Here is a 25,474-nt window from a genome sequence, read left to right as displayed (position 1 = left end):
TCATTCATCATGGTTCATTGTCCATCGCATGACTTGAGTGCGGTCGTTGCGAAAGGGGGTGGGTGTTACCTCTGCGGCGAGGCTGTTGCAAGCTGATAATGTAGCGCATCAGGTTGCATCGACACCCATTGAGCCGATAGCGCTGGTGCTTTGTTTCATTCACCAAGGTGATCGAGATGCTTTACACAGGGTTGAAAGAATGAACATCCTGGTCAGCAGCGAGCGCGCAACAAGTGTGGTCGTGGTGTTTTCCTGAGTGTGGCGTTTCCGTCTGGCGATCACCGTTTCGCACCGGAAGTCGGGGGTTTTAGGGTGATTGTTAAGCGGACCGCGATTGCCTTGTGGGCGATCGTCGTCGGCGACGCCTGATGCTTTGGCGGGTTTTCGCCAGCCTGGGGGGCAATTGGTCGTGTGGGACTTCTCTTGCTATAAGATTAAGCGAATCTTTTTTTCCTTTTAACGTCTTTTAAGACGCGAACGATAATGTCTGATAATGTAGGCTGAGCAAATCATTGATTGCAGTGTTGTTCAGTTTGATGTGAACGCATGCAATCATCTTGTCTTCTTCATTCCCCCACAGACAATTCACCGATGGCGAAAAAAGCAAACAAGCAAGAGAAAGTAATCGACTACTTGAAGAAAAACCCCGGCGCGACGATCGCGGTCACCGCCAAGGCATGTGGGGTTTCCGTACCAACCGTCTCGGCGGCGAAACGAAAAGCCGGCATGACGAAGCGTTCGGCCAAGGCATCGGCCATACGCAAGGCGACCAAGTCGAGCGGCGGATCGGTCATCGATCGTCTGGAGCCGGCGATTCAGCTGATCCAGGCATGCGGTGACGCAAACAAGGCGAAAGCGGCGATCGATGACGCTGCCCGCGTTCTAGAAATCGCCCGCAAGTAAAGTGGGGTAAGCATCCTGCTTGCCACCCTCGCCGGCTCTGCCGGCGGCCAGCAGGCGAGAGCCTCCATGACAGTGTGTTCCCAGGCGAAGCCCGGGAACACGGGCGGCGAAGGAATCATATCGGCGCCTCCACGGACTCATTCGCTCGCCGCTCAGACCCTTGACATCATGTAAAGCATCTCGCGGCAAATCTGCCGTGATCGCTGGTCATAGACGCCGGCCTCGTCCGCCGTGTCGTCGGCAACCTTGGGATCTTCGTAACGGATCGGCGCCCTTAACTCGCATCCCCGCACGATCGGGCATGCCTCGTCTGCACTCGAACAGGTCATCACGGCCGCGTAATCGGCGGTCGGATTGGGAGCCTGATCAAAGACCTTCGAAAAACATTCCAGCGGGTCCGTTTCGTCTGAATACCGCACGCGGTAGGTCGGGTTGTCTGCCCCGGCATGGTCGACGTCGACCACAAAGCCACTTCGCCGCAGCGAATCAACGACTCGGGCGTTCATCGCCGTCGCTTCGGTTCCGCCGGAAAACGTCGTGACTCCGTCCAAGCCATGGGCATCCGCGGCCACTTTGGCCCAGATCTGGGAAAAGTGACTTCGTCGCGAATTGTGGGTGCAAATAAAGGTCAACTTCGCCGCTCCCGCGACATCCAACCGCCGGCGAACGTAGGCGGAGACTTCTTCAAGTTCTTTCTTTCGCGACTCGGGGATTTGGTCAAATTCCGTCTTTCGCTGGTCAATAAAGCGAGACAGTTCAGGATACAAACTGATACCTTTCATATAATTCACGTGCCATTAGTTGATTGTGTTATTAGTAATACTTCTTTTGTTCATCATGTAGACCGCTGCTACCGGCTCATCGCGTCCATGTTGAAGGAGCGTTTGGGCATCAAACGCCAGCGTTTCGAAATTCGAAGCGCCGCCGCGAGGTGATCACGGGGAAGCAGTGCCCGCCGCCGAGACGAGAAAAAGCTCGCGAAGCCCTTCGGCGCCGGTGGGCGGCGATGCCTGCCAGGGAAGGATCGTGGTTTGCTTGGCGTGCTGGGAGACAACTTCTTGGATAAAGACGCCTTCGCTCGCTTGCCGGCTCCGCAGAACAGGATCGCTCAACTGTAGCGGATCAAGTGACTGGTTGATCACCCAAGCAAACGGTTCAATCTCGGCGCGCCGAAGGTCGTCCTGTAGGTGGGCGGCTTCGTGCACAGGGGTCGACTCGGGTAGCGTCACGACCAAGACCTTTGTGAAGTTCGGATCGCGCAGCCGAGGTAGCAGCTTTTCAACCGACTCGGGCATCTCGCTGGATTGGCGCGTCACTTCGCGGTGGTAGGCGAGTGCGGAATCGAGCAGCAAGACCGTGTGCCCGGTGGGTGCCGTGTCGAGCACCACGATACGGTCTTCCCCTTCAGCCACCGTTTGGGCGAAGGCTCGAAAGACGGCGATCTCTTCGGTGCACGGGGAGCGGAGGTCTTCCTCCAGCAACGCTCTCCCCTGCTCGTCCAGTTCGGCTCCGGCGGTGCGCATCACTTCCTCGCGATAAGCACGGATTTCTTCTGCCGGATCGATGCGACTGACCGTCAGGCCTGCGATCTGGTCGGCCGCCATCGTCGCGGCGACATGGGCGGCCGGATCGGTGGTCGACAAATGCACGGCGAACCCCTTTTCCGCCATTGCAACGGCGATGCCGGCGGCCACCGTGGTCTTGCCGACGCCGCCCTTGCCCATCGTCATGATGACCCCATGGCCCTGTGCCGACAAAGCATCGATCAACACATCGGTCGCAAGCGTCGCGTCGGTTTCTCGGCCTTGTGCGGAATCGTTTACGGACGTGATGATCGATGCGGCATCGGCCGGATGCGTGGTGCTCAACTGCCGCAGCGCATCGATGCCGATGAAGCCGCGCCCGGCCAGTGGAACCGACGTGCGATCGAGACCCTCCAGCCCCGCTGGCATCGCTGCGATGGCTTGATCGCAACGGGATTGCATCGCCGCGGCGATCGGGTCCGACGCATCGCTGGCTTGGAACACGCCATTGACCACAAGGTGCTGATTGGTCACGCCCAGCGTCTGGAGTTCGCTGCTGGTACGATCCGCCTCTCGCAATGCCGATGTCTCGGGGCGCGTGACCAAGACCAGCGTCGTCCGTTGCCGATCGCTGAGCGCGTCGACCGTTTTTCCGTAGAGCGTCTGCTGCGCCTGCAGCCCCGCCAAGGGGCCCAGGCACGACGTTCCCGATGTGTTGGTTTCCATGAACCCCGACCAGGCCGACGGCAGCGTCAACAGTCGCAGCGTATGGCCGGTCGGTGCGGTGTCGAAGATGATGTGATCAAAGTCTGCGGTCGCCTGCTCGTCGCCGAGCAACTTGGCAAACTCATCGAAAGCGGCGATCTCAAGCGTGCAGGATCCCGAGAACTGCTCTTCCATGCTCTGGATCGCGGCGTCTGGTAGCACGCCCCGGTAGGGAGCCACCATGCGCTCACGGTACTCCCGAGCGGCCTGTTCCGGATCGATGTTCATGGCCTGTAAGTTGGCCACCGAGCCGACCGCAGTCGGCTTGTTGCTCAGCTGCGTTGCCAGCACTTCATCCAGGTTGGACGCCGGATCGGTGGACACGAGCAGCACGCGCAGGCCTCGATCCGCCAACGCGATCGCACTGACACAAGCCATCGAGGTCTTGCCGACACCGCCCTTTCCGGTGAAGAACAGATTCCGTGTCGGTGTCTTTAAAAACTCCATCTCTCTCTCCTGATTGGATCCTTAGCAGCAACCGGTGTCGCCACAGCAACCACCGGAACCTGCCACCGGAAGCGTCCGCGCGGGTTTGAGCGACGTCCCCGTCCACAACGCCAAATTTTCACGGCTCGGGTAATCGCTACGACTGACGATCCGGCCATCGACATAGATCAGCGGCAAGCAATCGACGCCTTCGCGACCAAGCATTTCTTGAACCGCCGGGTTGTTTGCAAACGCGGTCGCATCTTGGGCAAGGTTAAAACGTTGGACCTCATGGCCCTGGGCCGTCAACCAGTCCAAGTCCGCGGCAAACTTGGGCAACACGGGATCCACCTGGGGGCCACAGACTCCGGTGCTGCAGCACATGGCGCGGTCGTAGATTTGAATCGTACTCATTGGAAAGCCTCCACGGGAAAAAGTTATCGACTATCGATGATCGGCGAACGATCAGGCAAAAAAAAACGGTGTCAGAGGGCGGCGACCCACTGCTTGAGTTGCTCGAGTCGTTCGGGATTGACGCAGTAACAGACCTTCGGGCCGTCGACTTCGCCCTGGATCAACCCCGACTCCTTGAGGATTTTCAAGTGCTGCGAGACGGTCGACTGGGCCAGCGGCAAGCAGTCGACGATTTCGCCACACATGCACGCATCGCGTCCGATCAACAGACGCACGATCTGCACCCGGGCCGGGTGCGCGATCGCCCACGCCAGCTTCGCCAGCTCTTCCGCCATCGGATCCGCTTTCAGCTTCACCGATGAGGTATCGCATTTCTTCTTGGACTGTTTTTTAGCCATCGAGTTTCATCCGCTTTAACGTATATCGTCGATCAACGATTGAATCTTAAGCGGCATTTTCGACTCGGTCAAGTGCGCGCGGAGATTTTCGTTTTCGCCGTGGCGCATCCGGGGGACGACCGGTTTGGCATTTCACCGGTTAGCGGAGCGGCGTGGGCCCAACCCCGCTCAATCGACATTGAGGGGCGCCCGGACGCTCGCGCGAACCGGCTGATGTCAACTGATGATCAGCCGTTTGGCGCGAGCCTACGGGCCTTGCGCTGGTCAAGACCTTGTCGATTGAGCGGTATTGGGCTCGTGCCCTGTTGCTAACAAACAACACACCACAGGGGTTCGTCGCAGGCCGCGGGCCGTCTGAGGCAGGGTGTTCCCAGGCTGAGCCTGGGAACGACCAGATACCACGCGCTGACGCGTCCCGCGGAGATTGGCCGCTGGCGAATCGTGTTAACGGACCGCCAGTTCCGCCGCACCGCTTCGCTGAGCCGGATCCAGGTCAAAGCGGTCCAGGTTCATCACCTTGCTCCAGGCGGCCACGAAGTCGTTGACGAACTTTCGCTGTGCGTCTTCGCTGGCGTACACCTCGGCGATGGCGCGCAGTTGCGAGTTTGATCCAAAGACCAGGTCAACGGACGACGCACGCCACTTGATATCTCCGCTCTCCCGGTCGCGGCCTTCATAGAAATGCTCGCAGATGGCAGACTCTTTCCATGTCGTTCCCATGTCCAGCAGGTTGACGAAGAAATCGTTCGTCAGGACCCCCGGACGCTCGGTGAAGACGCCCAGTTTCAAATTGTCGGCGTTCGCATTGAGGACCCGCAAGCCGCCGACGAGCGCTGTCATTTCCGGAGCGGTCAGCGTCAGCAAGTTTGCACGATCAACCAACAATTCCTCCGCCGGTCGGTTCAGTTTGTGGCCGAAGTAGTTTCGAAATCCATCAGCCTTGGGCTCCAGCACCGCAAAACCCTCGACATCAGTCTGTTCTTGCGAGGCGTCGGTACGGCCGGGTGAAAACGGAACCTGAACCTCGTGGCCGGCTTGCTTCGCGGCCTCTTCCACCGCGGCGCATCCTCCCAGCACAATCAGGTCCGCCAATGAAACTTTCTTGTCTCCGGTCTGCGCGTCATTGAAGTCTCGTTGGATCTTCTCAAGTGTCTTCAAGACCTTCGCCAGTTCTTCTGGTTGATTGACCTGCCAATCCTTTTGTGGTGCCAGACGGATCCGTGCGCCGTTGGCTCCGCCACGTTTGTCGCTGCCGCGAAACGTCGACGCCGATGCCCAGGCGGTTTCCACCAACTCCGAGATCGAAAGGCCCGAGTCGAGTAATTGGGTTTTCAATGTCGCGATGTCGTCCGCTTGGATCAATTCGTGGTCGACCGCGGGGACGGGATCCTGCCACAGTTGCGGCTCGGCAACCCAGGGACCGAGGCAGCGGGAGACGGGGCCCATGTCACGATGGGTCAGCTTGTACCAAGCCTTTGCGAATGCCTTGTTGAACTCGTCGGGGTTCTCGTGGAACCGTTTCGAAATCGGACCGTAGATCGGGTCCATCTTCAGCGCCAAGTCGGTCGTGAACATGATTGGTGCGTGGGACTTCGACGGATCATGCGCATCGGGAACGATGCCCTGCGCGGACTCATCCTTCGGCGTCCACTGGTGTGCACCGGCTGGGCTCTTGGTCAATTCCCATTCATATGAGAACAGATTGTCTAAGTACTCGTGCGACCAAGTGGCCGGCGTGGACGTCCAAGCGCCTTCGAGACCGCTGGTGATGGTGTCTTCCGCGTTACCCTTGCCGAACGTGTTCTTCCAGCCCAATCCCTGCTCTTCCAGGCTGCCGCCTTCGGGTGCGGGACCGACAAACTTGCTCGGATCGGCCGCACCATGCGCCTTGCCCAACGTGTGTCCGCCGGCGATCAACGCAACGGTTTCTTCGTCGTTCATCGCCATGCGGCCGAACGTCTCTCGAATGTCCTTCGCCGCTGCCAGCGGATCGGGTTTGCCGTTGGGGCCTTCCGGGTTCACGTAGATCAGTCCCATCTGCACGGCGGCGAGTGGGTTTTCCAATTCACGGTCACCCGAATAACGTTTGTCTCCCAACCATTCAGTCTCGGGACCCCAATAGACATCTTGCTGCGGTTCCCAAACGTCTGCGCGCCCGCCGGCAAATCCCATCGTTTCAAACCCGGCCGATTCGAGGGCGCAGTTTCCGGCAAAGACCATCAGGTCGGCCCAGGAGATTTTTTGTCCGTACTTCTGTTTGATCGGCCAGAGCAACCGCCGCGCCTTGTCGAGGTTGCCGTTGTCGGGCCAACTGTTCAGCGGAGCGAACCGCTGCGTCCCGTAACCGGCACCGCCGCGGCCATCGGCAACGCGATAGGTGCCGGCACTGTGCCAAGCCATGCGTATAAAGAACGGACCGTAGTGGCCGTAGTCGGCCGGCCACCAATCTTGCGACGTCGTCATCAATTCATTGACGTCTTTCTTCAACGCTTCCAGGTCCAGCTTTTTGAATTCTTTGGCGTAGTTGAAACCTTCACCCATCGGATTGCTCTTGAGCGAATTCTGGTGAAGGATCTGCAGGTTCAGCTGATTGGGCCACCAGTCACGGTTGGAGTAGACGCCGGCTGCGGTATGCCGTTGGCCCGGTTCAGGGACGGTGCCCATCACCGGACACTTGCTGATCGCGTTGCTCTGTCCGTCCGACGAGTCGGCGGGCGGAGAATCTTGAGCAAACACGCTGGTGCCGATGCAGAGCGCCGCAACGCCTGTCATCCCACGGGCGAAATGAGTGATCGAAGTCATGAGTTTTCCTGGGGTGGGGGGGATTTCGACGCGTGAAACTTCGAATCGTTGGATTCTGTTAGTATGACGATCCGGCTAGTCGAAGGTCTGGAATTCTCGCTTGATCGACTCGATGAATCCAATGCATTCCCGTCATGCCGGTCATGCACGGGGTGCATCAAGGCGATTGATGCTCAAGCGACGACCGCGGACAGTCCTTGAAAAATGGGGCAGACAGCCAGCGGCAGGCCCGCACCCCCCTGCGTCAGTGGGAAATGGGAAAAAAAATGGGCTGGTCAAAAGATGAAACAGCGACGGCTGGATGGGGCTCTCACCGAATCTCTGTGTTGCGTTCTCGCGCCGTTGCATGGAGACTTCCCCGGAACCCCATCAGCCCAACTACTGCAACCATTTTTTGACCAACCCATTTTTTGACCAGAAACAGAGCGTCGACTGTATCCGGATCATTCGTCGAGATGCTTGCTTTCACCCGCTGCGCCCCTTAACCTCCAGGTCCCAGATGAACGAAGCCGAGGAATTTCAGGGAGACCGGGATCCGTGGAAGCTGAACCGATCGCGTCCCCGTCGGGCGGGCCGTTAAACGAAGCTCATTATCGTGAGTTGATGGCGGCGTCGAATTTGATCAGGCCGATTCGTCGCGCTGCGCGCGTGGCGGCGTTCAATGGCTGGACGACGGGAGTCATTGCGGCGCTCTCGTTTCCGTTCGCATTCTTCGGCGCGGACGGGATGGCGATTACGGCTGGGCTTTCGACCGTTTGCTTCTTTGAGTTTTGGGGGCGCCGCAAGCTATTGAAACTTGATCCATCGGCGACCTCCTGGCTCGGCTGGAACCAGGTCGGCTTTCTCTCTCTGATCGTTGCTTATTGTTTGTGGATGTTGCTGGGGGACGTGCCGGACATCAGCGCCAACCCCGAACTTTCCCGGTTGCTCGGTTCTGACGGTCAACAGCTTTACCAAACGCTGAACGTTGCGGTCTATGGAAGCGTGATCGTGCTCAGCGTGATCTTTCAAGGCGGAAACGCGATTTATTACTTCACGCGTCGGCGCTACCTGGTCGCCTATCAGCAGCAAACATCACCGTGGGTCAGAGAGTTCTTCAAGATCATGTCAGTCGCGTAGCGAACGATCGGCGGGGAATGATTGGGTTGCTCGTGTCGCCGCTGATGATCGTTCGTCGATCGCTGGCCAGGGAAATGGGACGAATGCGACCCATAAGTCGTCTTTTGTCCCATCGGTCCTCTTCCCATCGGCCCATGCTGAATAACTAGGGCGTGTCCTTGGCGACCTTGTCCTGCTGCTCGGCAGCTTTCTTTCGCCATTTCATCGATTCGTTGAGGTCACCCGCTTTCACAAACGCGTCGGCGACGATCGTGAAGGCTTCGGCCAGCAGTTTGGGGTCTTGGCGGTTCTTGCCTTCGCGAAAGGTTTTTGCGAATTCGTCCATCTTCTCACGCACTTCCGGCAATGCACAGATTCTTCGGCCTTCGCGTGTGGAACATCCAAAGACGACGCCGGCCAGTTTGTCCCACTCGCCCAAGTGATCCGTCCCCTTTTGTTGAACCGTCAACGTGATCTTTGTGCGTTCACCGGGGACCATTTCTATCTTGGTGTACCGCCGCCCCAGAAAGGCCGGCATCTCGTACCGATCGTCTTCGGCCGTCAGGCTTTGAGATCCCTTCGGCAGCATCAATGTGCCATTGCCTTTGCGATCGGTTTGGATTTCAAATGGATAGCCGTATTCTTCATTGAGAAACGCCTCGTAATCTCGTTTGCGGTCGCGAACGCGAATCATGTCTTCGCCACGCAATAACGTGCCACAGTAGATTTGAGATCCGTTGTTCCACCATTGGATATTGGGCCAAGAACTGACCTCGACGCCTTCGACCGGTTGCTCTTGCTCGTCCACAACGGTGATGTCACAGGGGACTAACGGTTCCATTTGCAAGACGACCGGGGCACCTCGATCCGGACGTATCACTTGGGCGCGTAGGTAGGGATCAGGATTGCGTGGATTGGAGACCTCAGGCGGTGCTTCACCCGACAAGCCGATGTACCCGTCACAGATGCCCGCCAGCTGGATCGCTTCGCCCGTCGGCCACACCGGGATCACAAAGTCGCCGTTCTCGGATACGGGAGCCCACGAGATGAATCCGGCGCGATCGTAATCGATTGAAGTATTCAGCGTTTCATATGCCACGCGTCCATTGCGGATCGGTCGCGGCACCACAGGGTCCAGTTGACCTTTGATCGGGACGACTGGTTTCAGATCAACCGTGATCTCGTTGCGCTGATCGGCGTAGAGCGTCACGTCGACGATCCGGCTGGAGTGAGTGATTTGACCATCTTCGACACGCATCAACAGCACACTCGCATCACCGATCTTGATGGACGGGATTTTCAGCGTTTCCGAATCGACCACTTCCATCACGCCGGGATCCTTCCAACTGCGGCTGTCGGACCAGCTGGCGACGATCAGCTTTGGGGCAGCCGGTTGGCCATCAATCATCGGGCGGACAAACAGGTCCGTGCCGCGTTTGAGTGTCACCGGATCGGCCGTCGTTAGATCGTGCGGAAGATCAAGATGGACGGAACCTTCAAGGACATAGTCGGGGTGGTCGATCCAGACGGAGACTCCGATCGTTTTCGTTTGTTCGCCCACATCACGGAGTCTCGGGTACTTCACGATCGCGACGCCGTGTTCGTCAGTCAGCGCCGACGTCGGCATGGTTTCCGAGCGATCTTCGCCGTCACTCGTCCAGCTGCCGTGTCCTTGGCTGCTGCGCAGCGCCCACGGTGTCACGCGGGCACCGGCGATGGCAGCACCTTCGGCGTCAATCACACGGAGTTTGAATGTCTCGGTCGATTGAAGCGCCGGGCCAGACGAATTGCCCAAGACGGAAAACGGAGGATCGGGGGATGGATTCTGTGCACAAACCGAATGAAGGTTTAGTGCAAGGCAAAGTATCAATCCGATACCCAACGCGTCCTTCATTGTTCCATCCTCTGCGTCATCGAAGTCACCGGTGCAGTCTCAGTAAGACCGAAGCGAGCGTGCACATCAGGCGGAGTGTTGGCGAGCTCTGATTTGCTCGTCAATCCTGGAAGAATTTCAAAAAAAGGATTTGGAGGACAGGACTTGGGACTTGGGGGACGGACTTCGGGGAGGGGCCCCGGGTATCTCACAGAGCGCTGCGATCTCCTTGGGATGTTGGTCAAAAGATTTGTTGGTCAAAAAATCGGAGAGGGAATCGGGGACGGGCCTCGGCATAGGACTTCGGGGACAGGCCCCAGGTATCTCATTTTTTCATTTTTTGACCAACCCATTTTTTGACCAATCCCTCCACTGTAGATTCCAAGGAGGCGTGGAGCGGAGCTGGGGCGTCACCACAGAACGCTGCGATCTCCTTGGGATGTTGGTCAAAAGATTTGTTGGTCAAAAAATCGGAGAGGGAATCGGGGACAGGCCTCGGCATAGGACTTCGGGGACAGACCCCGGGTATCTCATTTTTTGACCTACAACTCCGCTGCTGTCTCCCAGAGACGTGACGCAGAACAGGGCGTCACCACCGAACGCTGCGCTCTCGTTGGGGTGATCAGGTCAAAAGATTTGTTGGTCAAAAAATCGAAGAGGCTATCGGGGACAGACCCCGGGCTATCGGGGACAGCTGGGGACAGGGGACCCATGCGACGTATGGGGCACATAGGTCCAATCTGTCCCATTGGTCCTATTTCCACTGCCGCCCCGCGACCGGCGACTGGCGCCCCGCGATCTGCGAGCGGCGTTGCCGGCATCGCCGGCCCGTTTGTTTGGCCGCATGAAAAAACCCTTCGATGGAAATCCATCGAAGGGTTTTTTAAAAAATGGCGAGACCTACTTTCACGCTGGTGGGCACTATCATCGGCTCGGAAAGCTTAACTGCTGTGTTCGGGATGGGAACAGGTGGGACCTTTCCGATATGGTCGCCAAAGGACCGTGTGAGGGATATTTCGCCCAGCACACGGCCAGTTGTTTGGTAATGGCAGTTCGTTCGGCTCAAGCGTTATCCGAAGCGACGCATGACAGAATCATGAGTGCGGGATATCGATGGCCAACCCTTCGTCCGTTAGTACCGGTTAGCTGAACACCTTACGGCGCTTACACATCCGGCCTATCAACCTGGTCGTCTTCCAGGGGACTTTCGACAGTTGTCTACGAAACCTAATCTTAGAGCGGGCTTCACGCTTAGATGCTTTCAGCGTTTATCCTTTCCGAAGTTAGCTATCCAGCCGTGCCGCTAGCGCGACAACTGGTACACCAGAGCTTCGTCCAACTAAATCCTCTCGTACTAAAGTTGAATCTCTTCAAGTTTCGAACGCCCACGGCAGATAGGGACCGACCTGTCTCACGACGGTCTGAACCCAGCTCACGTACCACTTTCATTGGCGAACAGCCAAACCCTTGGGAGCTTCTACACCCCCAGGATGTGATGAGCCGACATCGAGGTGCCAAACCGCATCGCCGCTGTGGACGCTCGGATGCGATAAGCCTGTTATCCCCGGAGTACCTTTTATCTGATGAGCGATAACCCTTCCATTCGGGATTACCGGATCACTAAGGCCAACTTTCGTTCCTGCTCGAGTGATGGCTCTCGCAGTCAAGCACACTTCTACCTTTACGCTCTACGCCTGATTGCCGACCAGGCTGAGTGTACCTTTGCACTCCTCCGTTACTCTTTGGGAGGAGACCGCCCCAGTCAAACTGCCCGACTGACATTGTCCTTTGCCTGGATTCACAGGATCAAAGTTAGAATTAAAATATGACCAGGCTGGTATTTCAACAACGGCTCCTTCGACACTGGCGTGCCGAGCTCAAAGCCTCCCAGCTATCCTACACAAGACATATCTCAACCCAATATCAGCCTACAGTAAAGGTTCACGGGGTCTTTCCGTCTAACCGCGGGTACGTGGCATCTTCACCACGACTACAATTTCACCGGGTCGGTGGTTGAGACAGTGCTGAAATCGTTACGCCTTTCATGCAGGTCGGAACTTACCCGACAAGGAACTTCGCTACCTTAGGACCCTCATAGTTAGGGCCGCCGTTTACTGGGGCTTCGGTCGCCTGCTTCGCTTACGCTAACAGTCTTCCTTAACCTACCAGCACCGGGCAGGCGTCAGTCTCTATACATCCACTTGCGTGTTAGCAGAGACCTGTGTTTTTGATAAACAGTCGTTACAGCCGATTTTCTGTGGCCTCCAACAGCGTGAACCATCGGAGGCGCCCCTTATCGCGAACTTACGGGGCCATTTTGCAGAGTTCCTTAACCACCGTTCTCCCGAGCGCCTTAGAATACTCATCTCGCCTACCTGTGTCAGTTTTAGTACGGTCAGTTGCTTAACCTAGCAGCTTTTCTTGGACGTCCTTCCAATGACTTCGAGAACTTAAGTGCTCTCGAGCTATGCCTTGTATTATGCGGGTCATTTAACCCCCGCCAACTCGGCCTTCGCTACGGACATTTCTATTCGTACCGCTCACTTTCTGGACGCCGTCCCTGCATCGAATACACAACCGGCGAAGGAATGTTGACCTTCTGTCCATCGTCTACGCCTTTCGGCCTCGACTAAGGTACCGGCTAACCCTGGGCGGAATTGCCTTCCCCAGGAAACCTTAGGCTTTCGGCGAACAGGATTCTCACCTGTTTTATCGTTACTCATTCCGGCATAATCACTCGATGACCCCGACACCACTCGTTACCGTATGGCTCGTATCTGATCATCGACGCTCTCCTACCGCTTGTGCTAAGCACAAGCCCGCTGCTTCGGTGTAATACTTACTCCCGTTCATTATCGGCGCAGAAATGCTCGACTGGTAAGCTGTTACGCACTTTTTAAATGGTGGCTGCTTCTAAGCCAACATCCCAGCTGTCACAGCACTTCAACTTCCTTAGTGACTAAGTATTACTTAGGGACCTTAGCAGGCGATCTGGGTTGTTTCCCTCTCGACCCTGGAGCTTATCCCCCAGGGACTGACTGCCGAGATAATTTTACCGGTATTCGGAGTTTGGTTCGGTGGGGTACCCCGGGAAGGGCCCCCATCCGATTCAGTCTCTCTACCCCCGGTAAATAGTGGCTCGACGCTATCCCTCAAGATATTTCGGAGAGAACGAGCTATCTGCTGGTTTGATTACACTTTCAGTCCTCCCCACAGGTCATCCCCTCAGTTTTCAACCTAAGTGGGTTCGGTCCTCCACGCAGTTTAACCCACGCTTCAACCTGCCCATGGGTAGATCACACAGCTTTCGCGTCTGCAGCATACGACAATTTCGCCCTATTCAGACTCGGTTTCCCTTGGGCTTCGTTCCGGAGGAACTTAACCAAGCCGCATACCACAACTCGCCGGATCATTATGCAAAAGGCACGCCGTCACCCGTTCAAATCGGGCTCCGACCGCTTGTAGGCACATGGTTTCAGGTTCACTGTCCTCCCCTTGCAGGGGTTCTTCTCACCATTCACTCACGCTACTGGTTAGCTATCGGTCATTAAGGAGTATTTAGCCTTGCGGGATGGTCCCCGCGGGTTCAGTCCAGGTTTCACGTGACTGGACCTACTCAGGTGCTCCTACGATGTGTGTTTATTTTCGTGTACGGGACTGTCACCCTCTGTGGCGGAACTTTCCTGAACCTTCCACTAACAACACACAATTCGATATTGGAGTCCTACAACCCCGGAAGGGAAACCCTTCCGGTTTGGGCTGTTCCGATTTCGCTCGCCGCTACTGACGGAATCGATTTTTCTTTCTCTTCCTCTGGTTACTTAGATGTTTCAGTTCACCAGGTTGGATTGGGTATCCCGGGATCATCGCTTGTTTGTCAACTCCCCCAGGCATTTCGCAGACTTCCACGCCCACACTCTTAATGCCAAGGCATCCCCCATGTGCCCTTGGTAGATTGGCCAACGAAATCCCGAACTCAAGACTCGAATCAACCCGGCCGAAGCCAAGCCAATTCAACGCCAAGAATCGCAATTCGTCGTTGATGCTAATCACCATAACGATATCACATGACTGGATTGATCGGTCACAACACTGCATCGCAATGCCACAACGTCTCAACTCAGTATTCGCACAGAATCCTGTCAGATTCGCTTCTATCTGCCAGCACCGATCACACCAGGCTTAAGGAGCCCGATGGACGACACTGGCAACGCTTATTCCGAAGAACTTTGTAGTCGCCGATCAATTCAAAGAACTGACCGGCAGATTACTGATGCCAATTACCAAACAACCAAATTGTCAAAAATCAGTTCTCCGACCGCACCCCGACAGGGTGCAATCGAAGGACGCTGCGTTAGCAGCCGCCCGCCGCAGAACTCTGCGGCGGGCGGTCACTCACGAGCGAGGCGGGAAGATAGAGCCGACGGCCGTGGCCGTCAACCGTTCTTCATCGGAAAACCAAGAAAACTTTTTCTTAGCCTTCCGCCGCGGCCTACCGCGGTCCTGCAATGAGGTTTTCCTCGTGCAGGAGTGGAAAGGTTGGGTTGCCAGGCGGCACGTCTTGCGTTTGGACCCGCCGTCAATCACGGCCCGAGGCCGCCTTGCGGGTCACACGCAGGCGATGCCGGCATGACATTTGCTCGCGCTGGGCGAGCGTTTTCCCTGGTCGGTCCGGCTTGACGTGGTTGTCAATCCGGCCGGCCTTCATTCCCGTCGAACCGAAGTGGAGGTAGACGGACTTGAACCGACGACCTCCTGCGTGCAAAGCAGGCGCTCTCCCAACTGAGCTATACCCCCGAGGGCACCCTGGTGGGTGCATCTCAGATCCGAAATTTCAAAGTTGAAATTTCACTTCACTTCGATTTTGGTTGCAAAGCAACCGAGTGGGCGTGCCAGAACTCGAATCTGGGACCTCGTCGTTATCAGCGACGCGCTCTAACCAACTGAGCTACACGCCCTTGTTTGCCCGGCAACACAATCTGCAGTGAAAGCAACGCTTTCAAACCAGTGTCCAGCCAGAGCTGTCCCACACGGCAAGTCCCGCCGGGCGAGCGAGAAGTTTACGCAAACCAAAATGGCTGTCAAAGCCAAGTTGGCATTCTAAGCGAAAAAAGCTTCTCTGATTCCTCACCAACCGCCGGAACGACCGTCGCCAAAGCAATCCTCGGACGAGATTTGTTTGCCGGTGGACCAGTTTTATTCGGCACAACGACCATTTCACTTAAATCGACATTCCAACAAAGCCCCGGGTTCGGTCAAAATAGTCGGCGTATCAACTCTCCCACTCTATGGACACCTGTGAAGATGATGGATCGTTCCACTCGGCGACCTGCCCTGGTTAACGTCAACGCTCGACGCCAATGGCATGCTTGGGATGCGTGTTTCGTGACGCCCATGTTCCGCAACACGCGGCTTCCCAAGTGGCTCGGCGCGGGGCTTTTCGCGGCTGCCACGGCGATTCAGGCCGGTTTGGCCCACCCCGCCGTCGCGCAAAGCCCCACCGCCGCCCAGGCACTTTCTCTTAAACCGCTGCAGCAAGACGCCAACTATGAGCTTGTTCCTGCCGAGCAAGTGGCCAAATGCACGGTCAGCGATATCACCGAAGACGGCCAAAACGGCTGGGAAGTGACCGGACCCGACGGCCACCTGCTGCGTCGCTTCGTCGACACCAACGGCGACAAAAAGATCGACCTTTGGTCGTATTACAATTACGGCGTGGAGGCCTACCGCGACATCGATGCGGATTTCAACGGCAAAGCCGACCAGTATCGGTGGCTCGGGAACACGGGCACCCGTTGGGGGGTGGATCAGGACGAAGACGGCCGTATCGATGCCTGGCGACGAATCTCCGCCGAAGAGGTTTCCGCCGAAGTCGTCGCTGCGCTCCGCGACAAGGACCCGCGTCGTTTCGCCCGTTTGCTGGCCACCCCCGCGGAACTGGCGTCCCTCGGGCTCGGGGAGGCCAAGCTGGCGGAACTTGAAATGAAAGCCAAGCTGGCGGCGCGGAACTTTGCCGATCTGGCAAAATCACAAACCGCCATCGGTCCCGAAACGGAGTGGCTTCAATTTGCAGCCCCGGCTCCCGGGCTGGTTCCCGAAGGCACCAACGGCAGCACGAAGGACCTGGTGGTCTACGAAAATGTCGTCGCCATGTACGAAAACGGTGGGCAAAGCGGACAATTGATGGTCGGTACGCTGGTCCAGGTCGGTGATCGCTGGCGGATGGTCTCGTTGCCTAACGTCGGCGACGACGGTGCGTTGACCCAGTCCAGCGGCCTGTTCTTTACCCCCGGTGGTGCGGCAACCGCTTTGTCACCGACGTCCGATTCAGGGCTCCAGGCTCTGGTCACCCAGCTCGAATCGCTCGACAAGAAACTGGCGTCGGCCCCCGAAGCGGGGCTGCCGGCGCTGCACGCCGCCCGCGCCGATCTAGTCGAAAAACTGATCGCGGGCTCTGGCAATGACGAGGACCGGGCGACCTGGACACGTCAGTTGGTCGACACCGTCAGTGTCGCGGTGCAGAGCGGACAATACCCCGACGGGCTGGACCGGCTGAAACGCGTGGCCGGCAAATTTGCCCGGGCCAATGACGCGTTGGCGGCCTATGCCGATTACCAGGCCATCCAAGCCGAATACGTGCTCAAGCAAACGCCGGATGCGGATTTTGAGAAGGTCCAAATGTGGTACCTGGAAACGCTCGCCGCCTTCGTCGATGCCCACCCCCAGACGATCGAATCCGCACAAGCGATGCTTCAATTGGCGCTCGCCAAAGAGTTCGAAGACAACGAGAAAGAAGCGTTGGCGTACTACCGCAAAGTACGTGACGGATACAAAGGCACCGAGGCCGGCGAAAAGGCCGCCGGCGCCGTTCGGCGGCTGGAGTCGGTGGGACGCAAAATCGAACTCGACGGCACGACCATCGACGGCAAATCGTTCAAGCTTTCACAGCTTCGCGGTCGACCGGTGGTCGTCCACTACTGGGCAACCTGGTGCGAACCCTGCAAGCAAGACATGAAACTGCTCAGCCGTCTGCAGGGCCGCTACAAGCGAGAAGGGTTGACGCTGGTCGGCATCAACGTCGATGCACGGCGTGGCGATGCCGAAGCGTTCCTCCGAGAGAACCGACTGCCGTGGATTCAGTTGTTCGAAGAGGGCGGTTTGGAATCGAGCCGGCTCTCCAAAGCCTTCGGCGTGCAAACGCTGCCGACGATGATGCTGGTCGACAAAGACGGCACCGTGGTGCGACACAACGTTCGCGCCGCCGAACTGGACGCTGTGATCGAAGAAATGGTCAAGTAAAGTTTTTCGGGTTCCAGGTTTCAGGTTCCAGGTTGGCTGCAACTTGAAACTTGAAACTTGAAACTTGAAACTTGAAACTCCTAACTCCGATCCTCGTACGGTCGGGGCCGAAGTTGTTGGAACAGAGCTCGCTTCTGATCGGGGAGCGAGTAGTGGAAGCCGCAGTTTTCCAGGAAGCGGTCGGACGAGCTGATGGCCATGATTTCCATGATGCCTAGGTCTCTGGCCCGGTCCACGCACATCTGGACCAAGCGTTTTCCGACGCCGAACCGCTGGTAGTCGGGATGCACGGCAAGGCATTGCAGTTCCGCGAGCTTGGGGCTGTAGACCTCGACCGCGGAAAACCCGACGCAGCGCTGGGCCGGCTCCTCGGGGGTGACTTCGTCGCTCGGTGTCGGGTCACTCGGTGAGGGAATGTCGGGCGCCGGGGCCTCTGACACTTCGTCGACCATTGCGACGAAACCGTGCCGGGTGAGTTCGATCAGTTCGGCATGGGTTCGCGAGAGCAGCAGCCGTTGCATCACAAAGGGACGCAGTAAGGCATGGATTGCCGCGGCATCGCTGGGCAGTGCCTGTCGGAGTTGCGGGAGAACCAGCGGCGTGGGGTCGGGTGGCGGAAGATCGTTCAATGCAGTGGCCCAACCCTGGTCAGTGAAGCTGGACCGGATTGGTCGCTTGCTTGATGGTTTTTCGCAGTAACATCGCCGGAGCGTCTTTCCCAGTGAACAACTTAAATTGATAGGCCGCCTGGCGGACAAACATATCGATCCCGGTGATGATCCGACACTGTGCCCGTTTGGCGTATTTTACCAGCAGGGTGTTCTCGGGGTTGTAAACGGTATCGAAGACCACCATGAATTGATTCAGCGCCGACGCTTTGAAGGGGGACTTGTCGACGTCGGGGTGCATGCCGACGGGCGTTCCGTTGATCAGCAGCTGGACCTTTTGGTTGTGTCGATCTTCCCAGGGCACCACGCGGCAACCGATCTCCGAAGCCAACAGTCGAGCCCGCTCTTCGGTGCGGGAGGCGATGACGACGTCGGCCTGGCGTTGCCGCAGCCCCCAAGCGATCGCGCGGGACACTCCGCCGGCGCCCAGCACCATCGCGGTGACACCCTGAAGTGCGTTCTCGCGGGGCACGTCTTTCTTTTCCATGACTTCGATGATGCAATCCATTGCGGCGCGATAGTCGGTGTTGTAGCCCAGGCGATCGCCTTCATGAAACACCATGGTGTTGATCGCACCGATCCCGTTGGCGCTCGATTCGGCTTGGGTGCAGTAGTCCAACGCCCGCTCTTTGTGAGGAATGGTGATGCTGATGCCGCGGAGTCCGATTTTGTCGACGCTGTCCATGAAGTGATGCAGATCGTCTTGCGGGACGCGCAGCGGCAGGTACCGCGCGTTCATCTTTTCGGCATGGAACGCCGTGTTGTGCACCAAGGGGCTGTAGCTGTGGGCGACCGGATCGGCGATCACGCCGAACAACTCGGTCTCGGCGTTGATGTTTTTGACGTCGTACAAATTGGACATTTCTTTCCAATTCAGCTGGCCGGGCGCCATCTTCTTGTCCGTGCTGTAGGTCGCATAGGTGAAGGGGGCGCCGAAACGGTTGGCCAAAATTCGCGTGATGGTGCCGATCTCGCCCATGCAAATCCCGATCGTGGGGAGTTTGGCGTTGCGAATCAGGTCGAACATCCGCACGTTGTCGGCGAACGAGTTTGCCATGGTGGCGATTTTGACGATGTCGGCATCTTCTTCGGCCATCGCCGCATGCAACTCTTCCAGATTGTCCGGGGTGCCGGAAAAATCGTGGTAGCTGATGATTCGTTTGGTGTTGCCGTACCGCGGAATCTGGGATGCCACGTCAGCTTCGATGTCGACGTATTCGGCACCCGCGACGATCGCCGATCGCAGCAGCATCAGTCGGTCTTGTTCGCTCTTGGTCCAACGCCCCCCGTCTTGACGGCGTCGAACGGTCATCACGACCGGGCCGGGACGATTGTCCATCAGGCGTTTCAGATTGACGGCTCGACCGACATAGTCCAGCCGCAATTCCACAAGTTCGGCGCCTTGTTCGACCAAATGCTTGTGTTCGCCAATCATCCGAGTGTGGCGACTGCGACCGAGACTGACACAAATCATAGGGTATTGAAGTACGAGGAAAGTGGTGGTGGATTGCCGGAAGCGGCCTCGGCGACGGGAGGTGGGCTCCATGACGAGTTTACTGCCCGGAGTGCCGCCCGCGTATAATAGATCGCACCGAATGCAACGAGCAGGGGTGTAGTCTAATTCCCCTGAGGAATGGCCGGTCGGGTCGATCCAACGCTTCTGCCACAAATACAGCACGGACAAAGCACACAGCAGGTCATAAATGATGAGTTCGAAAACGCGATGGATGTTCGCTTTGCCCTCCTCGATCCGAATCCCCGTGATCGGACTGATTTGCGTCGTGATCGGGGGGACCGCGAGCCGGGGGGCTGCGCAGGGTTCGGACTGGGCCTTCCCCCGTGGCGACGCCGCCGGGTCGGGGGCGACCACGGCACAGCTGCCCGACGAACTGCAGGTGGCGTGGGAATTCAAGGCCGATGAGGCGATTGAGTCGACTCCCATCGTGATCGGCGACCAGGTGTTCGTCGCCGATGTGATGGGGAAAATCTACTGCCTGGCTCGTCGCGACGGACAGGAACGCTGGCGGAAAGATTACCAGACCGGATTCCTGGCCTCGCCCGTGATCGCCGGCGACCGGCTGGTCATCGGCGACTACGACGGCAACGTGTACGCCCTGTCAGTCAAGGACGGCAGTGAGCTGTGGACCCAAACGACCGACGGCGAGATCAGCGGCTCGGCGGCGATTTACGAGGACAAGGTGCTGGTCGCCTGCCAGGACGGCAAGCTGTACTGTTTCGAGCTGGCGACCGGAGAGCCGGTATGGACCTATGCCGCCGAAGACCAGATCCAATGTTCCCCCACGATCGCGGGCGATCGGACGTTCCTGGGCGGTTGTGATGCCAAACTGCACGTGGTCGATTTAAAAACCGGCAAGGCCGATGGGGAAGGGATGCCGCTGGAAGGCCCAACCGGAAGCACGCCGGCCGTCCGCGGTGAGCTGGCCATCCTGCCGACCCACGACGGTTCAGTGTTCGCCTTTGATTGGAAGAACAAGAAACAGTTGTGGCGGTACGAAGACCCGTTGCAAGCCCAGGAGTATCGCAACAGTGCCGCGATCTCCGGGGAAATCGCCGTCGTCAGCAGCCAGCGAAAACAAGTCGATGCGATCGACTTGAAGACGGGCAAGCGAATCTGGCGACACACCTTGCGGCGGTTCGCCGATGCGTCTCCGGTGATCGCCGGTAACGACGTGTGGATTCCCGCGACCGACGGACGGCTGCTGCGACTCTCCCTGGCCGACGGGACGTTGAAGTGGAGCTACGAGATTCGCGGCAGCTTCGTCGCCGGGGTCGCCGTCACCGATACCGAACTGTTCGTCGCTGATGATGACGGCGTGGTCCGCTGTTTCCGAGGCAAGTAGCATGCCCTACTTTTTTTTCCCGTAAACCTCGTTGGGGTCGACGAGTCGGGGGTCGACGATCGAGAGCGAGGCGTCGTCGGGATCGACCGCTCGAAAGAAACAGCTCTGGAATCCTTCGTGACAGGCCGCTCCGACCTGCTCGACTCGCAACAGAATCGTATCGCGGTCGCAATCCACTCGGATCTCTTTGACGCTCTGACGATGCCCACTGGTTTCACCCTTGCGCCACAGGGCTTGACGACTGCGGCTGTAATAGACGGCTTGACCGGTCGCCAGCGTCTCTCGAAACGCGTCTTCGTTCATCCAGGCCATCATCAGAACGCGGTCACTGTCGGCATCTTGCGCGATCGCCGGCAATAAACCGTCGGCGCCCCGAGAAAAGTCCACTGCGGCGGAGACGTCGATCACGGCAAGTTGTCCGGGGGGAAAGAGGGTCAGGTCTGCAGCGAGGATTATAGGCAGATTCGTAGTAAACGGAACGACTGACACGCCGCCCTGGCCGAATCGTTTCGCCGGGCCCGGCCGCTGAAGGCACTGCCGCGGCGCGGACGATAAGCAACCTACACTTTCTTGTCCAATGGTTGCTGTTTCGGGGTTTTCCGCCATGTCACCGACAAAACTATCGATCGTTCTGCCGGTTCGCGATCGGCAACATGAGATCGTTCAGCGGGTCGAGCACGTCCTGGAAGGCCTGGTCGATCTGACCGACGAGGTCGCTGAAATCATTGTCGTCGACGACGGCAGCCGCGATGAAACGCGGGACGTCTTGGAAGAGCTGCATGCCAAGTACCCCCAGGTTCGGATCGCTCGACACGACCGGCCACGCGGGATGGAAGCGGCCGGACAAACCGGACTGGAACGGGCAACCGGAGAACTGGTGTTCATCCAGGAATCGAACGCCGAGATGCGGATGGAAGATCTCCGTCGGCTGCTGGTGATGAGCGAAGACGAGTCGGTCGTCGCGGCACGTGCAGAGAGTCGCCAAGAGCCCCTCGCCCCGCCGCTGTTGAGGCGTTTGCGACAATGGGGCACCGACAAACATACCGCGGTCGAAATCCGCTCCGACGCCAGCGCACCCTGCTCGGTCCAAATGATCCGCCGACCCCATCTGCAGCGTCTCTCGGCCCCCAAAGGCAAACGTTACTGGCTGGAAGGTCAGACCGATCGCATCAAGACGATCGAACGGACGAAAGTCGGGCAAAGGCTCCGCTAGCGCTCACTACCGCTACTTTGCCTCTGAAGGGGGTAGCGGAACGGCGCGAGCCGTCCGGTTTCAGCTCGAAAACACCGTCAAAGACCGGAGGGCTCGCGCCCTGCCGCTAACACGAAACACGCCGATTGGTTTGAAAGTAGGTGGCATTAGGTTCGCGCCAGCGCGAGCGGCCCCTCATTGTCGTTCCTTGAGCGGCGATTCACCGGGACGCTACTGTAACGATTCAACATCCCAATCAGAACGAGCGTTGGATCGAGAACTCGGCGATTTCGATCAGGCAGTTTTTGGCTGTCCCGGTGGGCAGATCGGCGATCGCGTCGAGGGCGCGTTGCTTGAATTCGGCTGCGGTTGCGACGGTGAATTCCCTGGCGTCGGATTGATCGAGCCAGTTGCGAATCTGTGAGATCCGGTCGGCGGCCGGGCCGTTGAGGACCGTCAAAATGGCGTTTCGTCGCTCGGGGGTTGCTGTTTCCAGCAGACGGATGATCGGCAGCGTGATTTTTCCCTGTTCCAGATCCGTTCCCAGCGTTTTGCCGACCGCTTCATCGTCGCCCCACAGGTCCAGGAAATCGTCGGCGATTTGGAACGCGATCCCGAGACTGTTGCCGTATTCGGCCAGTCGATCGGTCGTTTCCGCATCGCAACCGGCTTCCGCGGCGGCGAGCGAACAGGCGACGCGACACAGCTCGGCGGTTTTTCCTTGGATGATTTCGAAATAGGTGTCGCGATCGATTTCGAGATCGTCGCGGCCGAGCACTTGACGCAACTCCCCTTCACAAACCAGGCGTGCGGCTTGGCCGACCCACTGGCAGGTGCGGGTGTAGTCGAGTGTCGCAGCCAATTGGAAACTTTGGGCGAACAAATAATCGCCCAGCAGAATACTGGTGTGATTGTTCCATTGGGCGTTGATGGTGGGGACATGCCGACGCGTCGCGGCTTCGTCCAGCACGTCGTCGTGGACCAGCGTCGCCGTATGGACCATCTCCAGAACCGCTCCGATGGTGATGTTGCTCGGCTTCACGCCCCCGAGGGCTTCGGCCATCAGCAAGTGCACGGCCGGCCGCAGACGCTTGCCCCCCAGCGCGACTCCGTGGCGCAGCAACGCCGAAACGCCTTCGAAGGGGCTTTGCAATTGTGAACGCAGGGTGGCTTCGACATCGGCCAACGGCTTGGCGATGGGACCATAAAGTCGCTGCAACAGTGGATTGGCCGAGGGGGCGGCACTGTTCTTGGACACGCGGACCGTGTGATCGCCCGTCGGGGGGGATCGGCGGGATTCGCTCTGCGCCACACCGTTGCGTGTGCCGCTGACTCGGCTGTCGGAGTCGACCTGTACCGTGTCGGAGCGGTCTCGAAACGTCTCAGAAGCGTCCATTTTCTTACGCGTGTCAGCAGGAAGGGGGAACGGGGCGATCGGTTGCAATAGAAACGAAACCGCAATTAGAAACCAGGGATAACGAAATCAAAGGGGGACGATTGGTCGCATCAGGAATGCGTGCCGGGATTTCGCACGAACGTCCCCGACTGGCCACCTTCTTTCCCTTCCAATTGTGTCGGACCGATCTGCATCGCCCGATCGACGGATTTGAGCATGTCGTAAACCGTCAGCGCGGCGACACTGGCGCCGGTGAGGGCTTCCATTTCGATGCCGGTCTTCCCCGACGTGGCGCAGGTGACGCGACAGATCAGCTGCGGGGGCGAGGTCGGCTGCGAGGTCGGCTGCGGCGATTCGGTTTCCTTAGCCGTCTGTTCGTCAGCCGTCTGTTCGTCCGCCCACTCGAAGTCGACTTCCGCGGACTCGATCGGGATCGCGTGACAGAGGGGGATCAGATGGGGCGTCCACTTGGTCGCCGCGATGGCGGCCAGCCGTGCGACCGCCAGCACATCGCCTTTCCGGCTGGTCCCTTGCCGCACCAGTTCGGCCGCTTGGGCGTTCATGGAGATCCGCGACGAGGCGGTGGCGATGCGTTTGGTGACCGATTTGGCGGAGACGTCGACCATGTGGACGTTGCCATCGGCGTCGAAGTGGTTGGAAGGCATTTTCTTAGTTTCAAGTTTCAAGTTCCAGGTTCCAAAGGTTTGTTGCCGATGGCCGTCGGAGCGATTCTGTAACGAAATCTCTCCACTCCGCAACCCGCTGCCGCCAACTTGAAACCTGAAACTTGAAACTTGAAACATAAAAAAAACGCCACACATTTGCGGGAAATGTGTGGCGTTCTCGTTGTGGTCGGTGGTGAAGCGTGCATCCTGCGGCGGCCTGAGCCGGGGCAGGAACCGTTCACACCAGTTCTTTCTTTGCTCCGACGAGTGTTCTCAGTCGTTCAGCCAACAGATGGGCGTCGAACGGCTTTTTGAACGTCTCGTTGATGCTGCTTCGATCAAAACTCATCGGCTGGCCGTCATCGGGCAACAGCGCGATCAGAATGACATCGGTGAAATCCGCATTTTTGCGCAGGTTCTGGCAAATCTGTACGGCTTCGATCTTGCCGATCGAAAAGTCCACGATGATGCAGTCTGGCGTGAAGCTTTCGGCTTGAATTCCGGCTTCGAAACCGCTCGCCGCAACTGCGACCTTGAACGATTTTTCCGGCGGTAATTCTCGCTTCAAGTTCTCGATCAAAACTTGATCTTGGGCGACGATCAGGCACTTGGCCATCGCTTCGTCCTCCAAGTCACCCAACGGCATGCCGTGCTCCTTCAGGAACTTGATCAGGTATTCACGTGGAATACGACGATCTTGTGATCCTGGGATTCGGTAGCCTTTCAAACGCCCCGAATCGAACCATTTTGAAACAGTTCGGGGTGCGACTTTGCAAATCTTGGCGACCTGTCCAGTCGTAAAGACCTTCATATCAGGCTCTCCATAACGCCTCGTTGATTATTCCCTCGAACAATGGTGCGTCGGTACCCAATGTTCTCATGGCCTTGGTCGATCAGTTGTGCCGCACGCCTTCTCGTTCGTTTCATCTGTCTCACCGGTCCTGATCGCTGAGACAAAGTCTTACGAACCTGAATGCTGTCGTGTACTGCAAACCGAAAGCTGGGTCAGGCCACCCGGCTCACATCCTGTGACGCTTACCGAACGGGATCACTTGCTAGGTTTCAAACGTTTACAAACGGATCACTCCGCTTTGGTCGGGGTAGATGCTGTGACGTCCGGCGACCAACGCCCAACGTTCCATTGGTGAAACACGGCTGACATGATGATGGGTGTTGTCATCATGCCGATGT

17 protein-coding genes, 2 tRNA genes and 2 rRNA genes are annotated in these 25,474 nt (G+C 57.9%); 5 read left to right on the top strand and 16 right to left on the bottom strand.

What is annotated here, in order from left to right; all coding sequences use genetic code 11:
- Positions 1 to 591: 591 nt before the first annotated feature.
- Positions 592 to 903: a winged helix-turn-helix transcriptional regulator gene (locus tag TBK1r_RS16450; protein ID WP_095741905.1), complete on the top strand. Its 312-nt coding sequence runs from the start codon at positions 592 to 594 to the stop codon at positions 901 to 903.
- A gap of 152 nt (positions 904 to 1,055) precedes the next feature.
- Here the strand turns inward: TBK1r_RS16450 and TBK1r_RS16445 are convergent, their stop codons facing one another.
- From TBK1r_RS16445 to katG, 5 genes are all read right to left on the bottom strand, one after another.
- A complete protein-coding gene (locus tag TBK1r_RS16445) occupies positions 1,056 to 1,685 on the bottom strand; it encodes a low molecular weight phosphatase family protein (RefSeq protein ID WP_145222705.1) in 630 nt (209 codons plus the stop codon).
- Between the two features lie 153 nt (positions 1,686 to 1,838).
- A complete protein-coding gene (gene arsA, locus TBK1r_RS16440) occupies positions 1,839 to 3,638 on the bottom strand; it encodes an arsenical pump-driving ATPase (protein ID WP_145212733.1) in 1,800 nt (599 codons plus the stop codon).
- Between the two features lie 21 nt (positions 3,639 to 3,659).
- Positions 3,660 to 4,031 carry an arsenite efflux transporter metallochaperone ArsD gene (arsD, locus tag TBK1r_RS16435; protein WP_145212730.1) on the bottom strand — a complete coding sequence of 124 codons (372 nt, stop codon included), beginning with the start codon at positions 4,029 to 4,031 and terminating at the stop codon, positions 3,660 to 3,662.
- 71 nt (positions 4,032 to 4,102) lie between these two features.
- The gene (locus tag TBK1r_RS16430) at positions 4,103 to 4,429 is read right to left on the bottom strand and encodes an ArsR/SmtB family transcription factor (RefSeq protein ID WP_145212727.1); all 327 of its coding nucleotides are present in this window, start codon (positions 4,427 to 4,429) and stop codon (positions 4,103 to 4,105) included.
- Positions 4,430 to 4,873: 444 nt separating this feature from the next.
- Positions 4,874 to 7,231 carry a catalase/peroxidase HPI gene (gene katG, locus TBK1r_RS16425; protein ID WP_419581415.1) on the bottom strand — a complete coding sequence of 786 codons (2,358 nt, stop codon included), beginning with the start codon at positions 7,229 to 7,231 and terminating at the stop codon, positions 4,874 to 4,876.
- 537 nt (positions 7,232 to 7,768) lie between these two features.
- On the opposite strand from katG, the gene TBK1r_RS16420 reads away from it, so the two are divergent.
- The gene (locus TBK1r_RS16420) at positions 7,769 to 8,350 is read left to right on the top strand and encodes a hypothetical protein (RefSeq protein ID WP_145212724.1); all 582 of its coding nucleotides are present in this window, start codon (positions 7,769 to 7,771) and stop codon (positions 8,348 to 8,350) included.
- Between the two features lie 145 nt (positions 8,351 to 8,495).
- On the opposite strand, the gene TBK1r_RS16415 is transcribed toward TBK1r_RS16420, so the two are convergent.
- The 5 genes from TBK1r_RS16415 to TBK1r_RS16395 all read right to left on the bottom strand — a co-directional run bounded on the left by TBK1r_RS16415 (position 8,496) and on the right by TBK1r_RS16395 (position 15,160).
- Positions 8,496 to 10,223: an Ig-like domain-containing protein gene (locus TBK1r_RS16415; RefSeq protein WP_145212721.1), complete on the bottom strand. Its 1,728-nt coding sequence runs from the start codon at positions 10,221 to 10,223 to the stop codon at positions 8,496 to 8,498.
- Between the two features lie 867 nt (positions 10,224 to 11,090).
- A 5S ribosomal RNA gene (gene rrf / locus TBK1r_RS16410) occupies positions 11,091 to 11,199 on the bottom strand.
- Between the two features lie 116 nt (positions 11,200 to 11,315).
- Positions 11,316 to 14,163, bottom strand: a 23S ribosomal RNA gene (locus TBK1r_RS16405).
- A 763-nt stretch (positions 14,164 to 14,926) separates the two neighbouring features.
- A tRNA-Ala gene (locus TBK1r_RS16400) sits at positions 14,927 to 14,999 on the bottom strand.
- Between the two features lie 87 nt (positions 15,000 to 15,086).
- Positions 15,087 to 15,160 (bottom strand) — tRNA-Ile (locus TBK1r_RS16395).
- Positions 15,161 to 15,506: 346 nt separating this feature from the next.
- On the opposite strand from TBK1r_RS16395, the gene TBK1r_RS16390 reads away from it, so the two are divergent.
- Positions 15,507 to 17,501, top strand: a complete 1,995-nt coding sequence (locus TBK1r_RS16390; RefSeq protein WP_419581414.1) for a redoxin domain-containing protein — start codon at positions 15,507 to 15,509, stop codon at positions 17,499 to 17,501.
- A gap of 80 nt (positions 17,502 to 17,581) precedes the next feature.
- Here TBK1r_RS16390 and TBK1r_RS16385 read toward each other — a convergent pair whose 3' ends face one another.
- Positions 17,582 to 18,130: a GNAT family N-acetyltransferase gene (locus TBK1r_RS16385; protein ID WP_419581413.1), complete on the bottom strand. Its 549-nt coding sequence runs from the start codon at positions 18,128 to 18,130 to the stop codon at positions 17,582 to 17,584.
- A 19-nt stretch (positions 18,131 to 18,149) separates the two neighbouring features.
- A complete protein-coding gene (gene aroE / locus TBK1r_RS16380) occupies positions 18,150 to 19,643 on the bottom strand; it encodes a shikimate dehydrogenase (protein WP_145212718.1) in 1,494 nt (497 codons plus the stop codon).
- 229 nt (positions 19,644 to 19,872) lie between these two features.
- Here aroE and TBK1r_RS16375 point away from each other — a divergent pair, with 229 nt between their 5' ends.
- Entirely contained in the window at positions 19,873 to 21,030 is a 1,158-nt protein-coding gene (locus TBK1r_RS16375) for an outer membrane protein assembly factor BamB family protein (RefSeq protein WP_145212715.1), read from the top strand.
- Positions 21,031 to 21,036: 6 nt separating this feature from the next.
- On the opposite strand, the gene hisI is transcribed toward TBK1r_RS16375, so the two are convergent.
- Positions 21,037 to 21,438: a phosphoribosyl-AMP cyclohydrolase gene (hisI, locus tag TBK1r_RS16370; protein WP_419581412.1), complete on the bottom strand. Its 402-nt coding sequence runs from the start codon at positions 21,436 to 21,438 to the stop codon at positions 21,037 to 21,039.
- 196 nt (positions 21,439 to 21,634) lie between these two features.
- Between hisI and TBK1r_RS16365 the strand changes: the two genes are divergently transcribed.
- Positions 21,635 to 22,243 carry a glycosyltransferase family 2 protein gene (locus TBK1r_RS16365; RefSeq protein WP_372898418.1) on the top strand — a complete coding sequence of 203 codons (609 nt, stop codon included), beginning with the start codon at positions 21,635 to 21,637 and terminating at the stop codon, positions 22,241 to 22,243.
- 235 nt (positions 22,244 to 22,478) lie between these two features.
- On the opposite strand, the gene TBK1r_RS16360 is transcribed toward TBK1r_RS16365, so the two are convergent.
- The 3 genes from TBK1r_RS16360 to TBK1r_RS16350 all read right to left on the bottom strand — a co-directional run bounded on the left by TBK1r_RS16360 (position 22,479) and on the right by TBK1r_RS16350 (position 25,094).
- The gene (locus TBK1r_RS16360; protein WP_145212708.1) at positions 22,479 to 23,618 is read right to left on the bottom strand and encodes a polyprenyl synthetase family protein; all 1,140 of its coding nucleotides are present in this window, start codon (positions 23,616 to 23,618) and stop codon (positions 22,479 to 22,481) included.
- Positions 23,619 to 23,728: 110 nt separating this feature from the next.
- On the bottom strand, positions 23,729 to 24,244 hold the full coding sequence (locus tag TBK1r_RS16355; RefSeq protein ID WP_145222697.1) for a cyclic pyranopterin monophosphate synthase MoaC: 516 nt from the start codon (positions 24,242 to 24,244) through the stop codon (positions 23,729 to 23,731).
- A 277-nt stretch (positions 24,245 to 24,521) separates the two neighbouring features.
- Positions 24,522 to 25,094: a response regulator gene (locus TBK1r_RS16350; protein ID WP_094412462.1), complete on the bottom strand. Its 573-nt coding sequence runs from the start codon at positions 25,092 to 25,094 to the stop codon at positions 24,522 to 24,524.
- Between the last annotated feature and the right edge of the window lie 380 nt (positions 25,095 to 25,474).

It is taken from the genome of Stieleria magnilauensis, from assembly GCA_007753675.1.
Classification (GTDB): domain Bacteria; phylum Planctomycetota; class Planctomycetia; order Pirellulales; family Pirellulaceae; genus Stieleria; species Stieleria magnilauensis.
This window is presented reverse-complemented; position numbering and strand designations above follow the sequence as displayed.

Bases quoted from the DNA above. Each gene is read 5' to 3' on its own strand.
- arsD (WP_145212730.1), bottom strand. From the start codon at position 4,031: ATGAGTACGATTCAAATCTACGACCGCGCCATGTGCTGCAGCACCGGA.
- aroE (WP_145212718.1), bottom strand. From the start codon at position 19,643: ATGATTTGTGTCAGTCTCGGTCGCAGTCGCCACACTCGGATGATTGGC.
- TBK1r_RS16355 (WP_145222697.1), bottom strand. From the start codon at position 24,244: ATGGTCGACGTCTCCGCCAAATCGGTCACCAAACGCATCGCCACCGCC.
- TBK1r_RS16365 (WP_372898418.1), top strand. From the start codon at position 21,635: ATGTCACCGACAAAACTATCGATCGTTCTGCCGGTTCGCGATCGGCAA.
- TBK1r_RS16450 (WP_095741905.1), top strand. From the start codon at position 592: ATGGCGAAAAAAGCAAACAAGCAAGAGAAAGTAATCGACTACTTGAAG.
- katG (WP_419581415.1), bottom strand. From the start codon at position 7,231: ATGACTTCGATCACTCATTTCGCCCGTGGGATGACAGGCGTTGCGGCG.
- TBK1r_RS16430 (WP_145212727.1), bottom strand. From the start codon at position 4,429: ATGGCTAAAAAACAGTCCAAGAAGAAATGCGATACCTCATCGGTGAAG.
- TBK1r_RS16445 (WP_145222705.1), bottom strand. From the start codon at position 1,685: ATGAAAGGTATCAGTTTGTATCCTGAACTGTCTCGCTTTATTGACCAG.
- TBK1r_RS16390 (WP_419581414.1), top strand. From the start codon at position 15,507: ATGATGGATCGTTCCACTCGGCGACCTGCCCTGGTTAACGTCAACGCT.
- TBK1r_RS16350 (WP_094412462.1), bottom strand. From the start codon at position 25,094: ATGAAGGTCTTTACGACTGGACAGGTCGCCAAGATTTGCAAAGTCGCA.
- TBK1r_RS16360 (WP_145212708.1), bottom strand. From the start codon at position 23,618: ATGGACGCTTCTGAGACGTTTCGAGACCGCTCCGACACGGTACAGGTC.
- TBK1r_RS16415 (WP_145212721.1), bottom strand. From the start codon at position 10,223: ATGAAGGACGCGTTGGGTATCGGATTGATACTTTGCCTTGCACTAAAC.
- TBK1r_RS16375 (WP_145212715.1), top strand. From the start codon at position 19,873: ATGATGAGTTCGAAAACGCGATGGATGTTCGCTTTGCCCTCCTCGATC.
- arsA (WP_145212733.1), bottom strand. From the start codon at position 3,638: ATGGAGTTTTTAAAGACACCGACACGGAATCTGTTCTTCACCGGAAAG.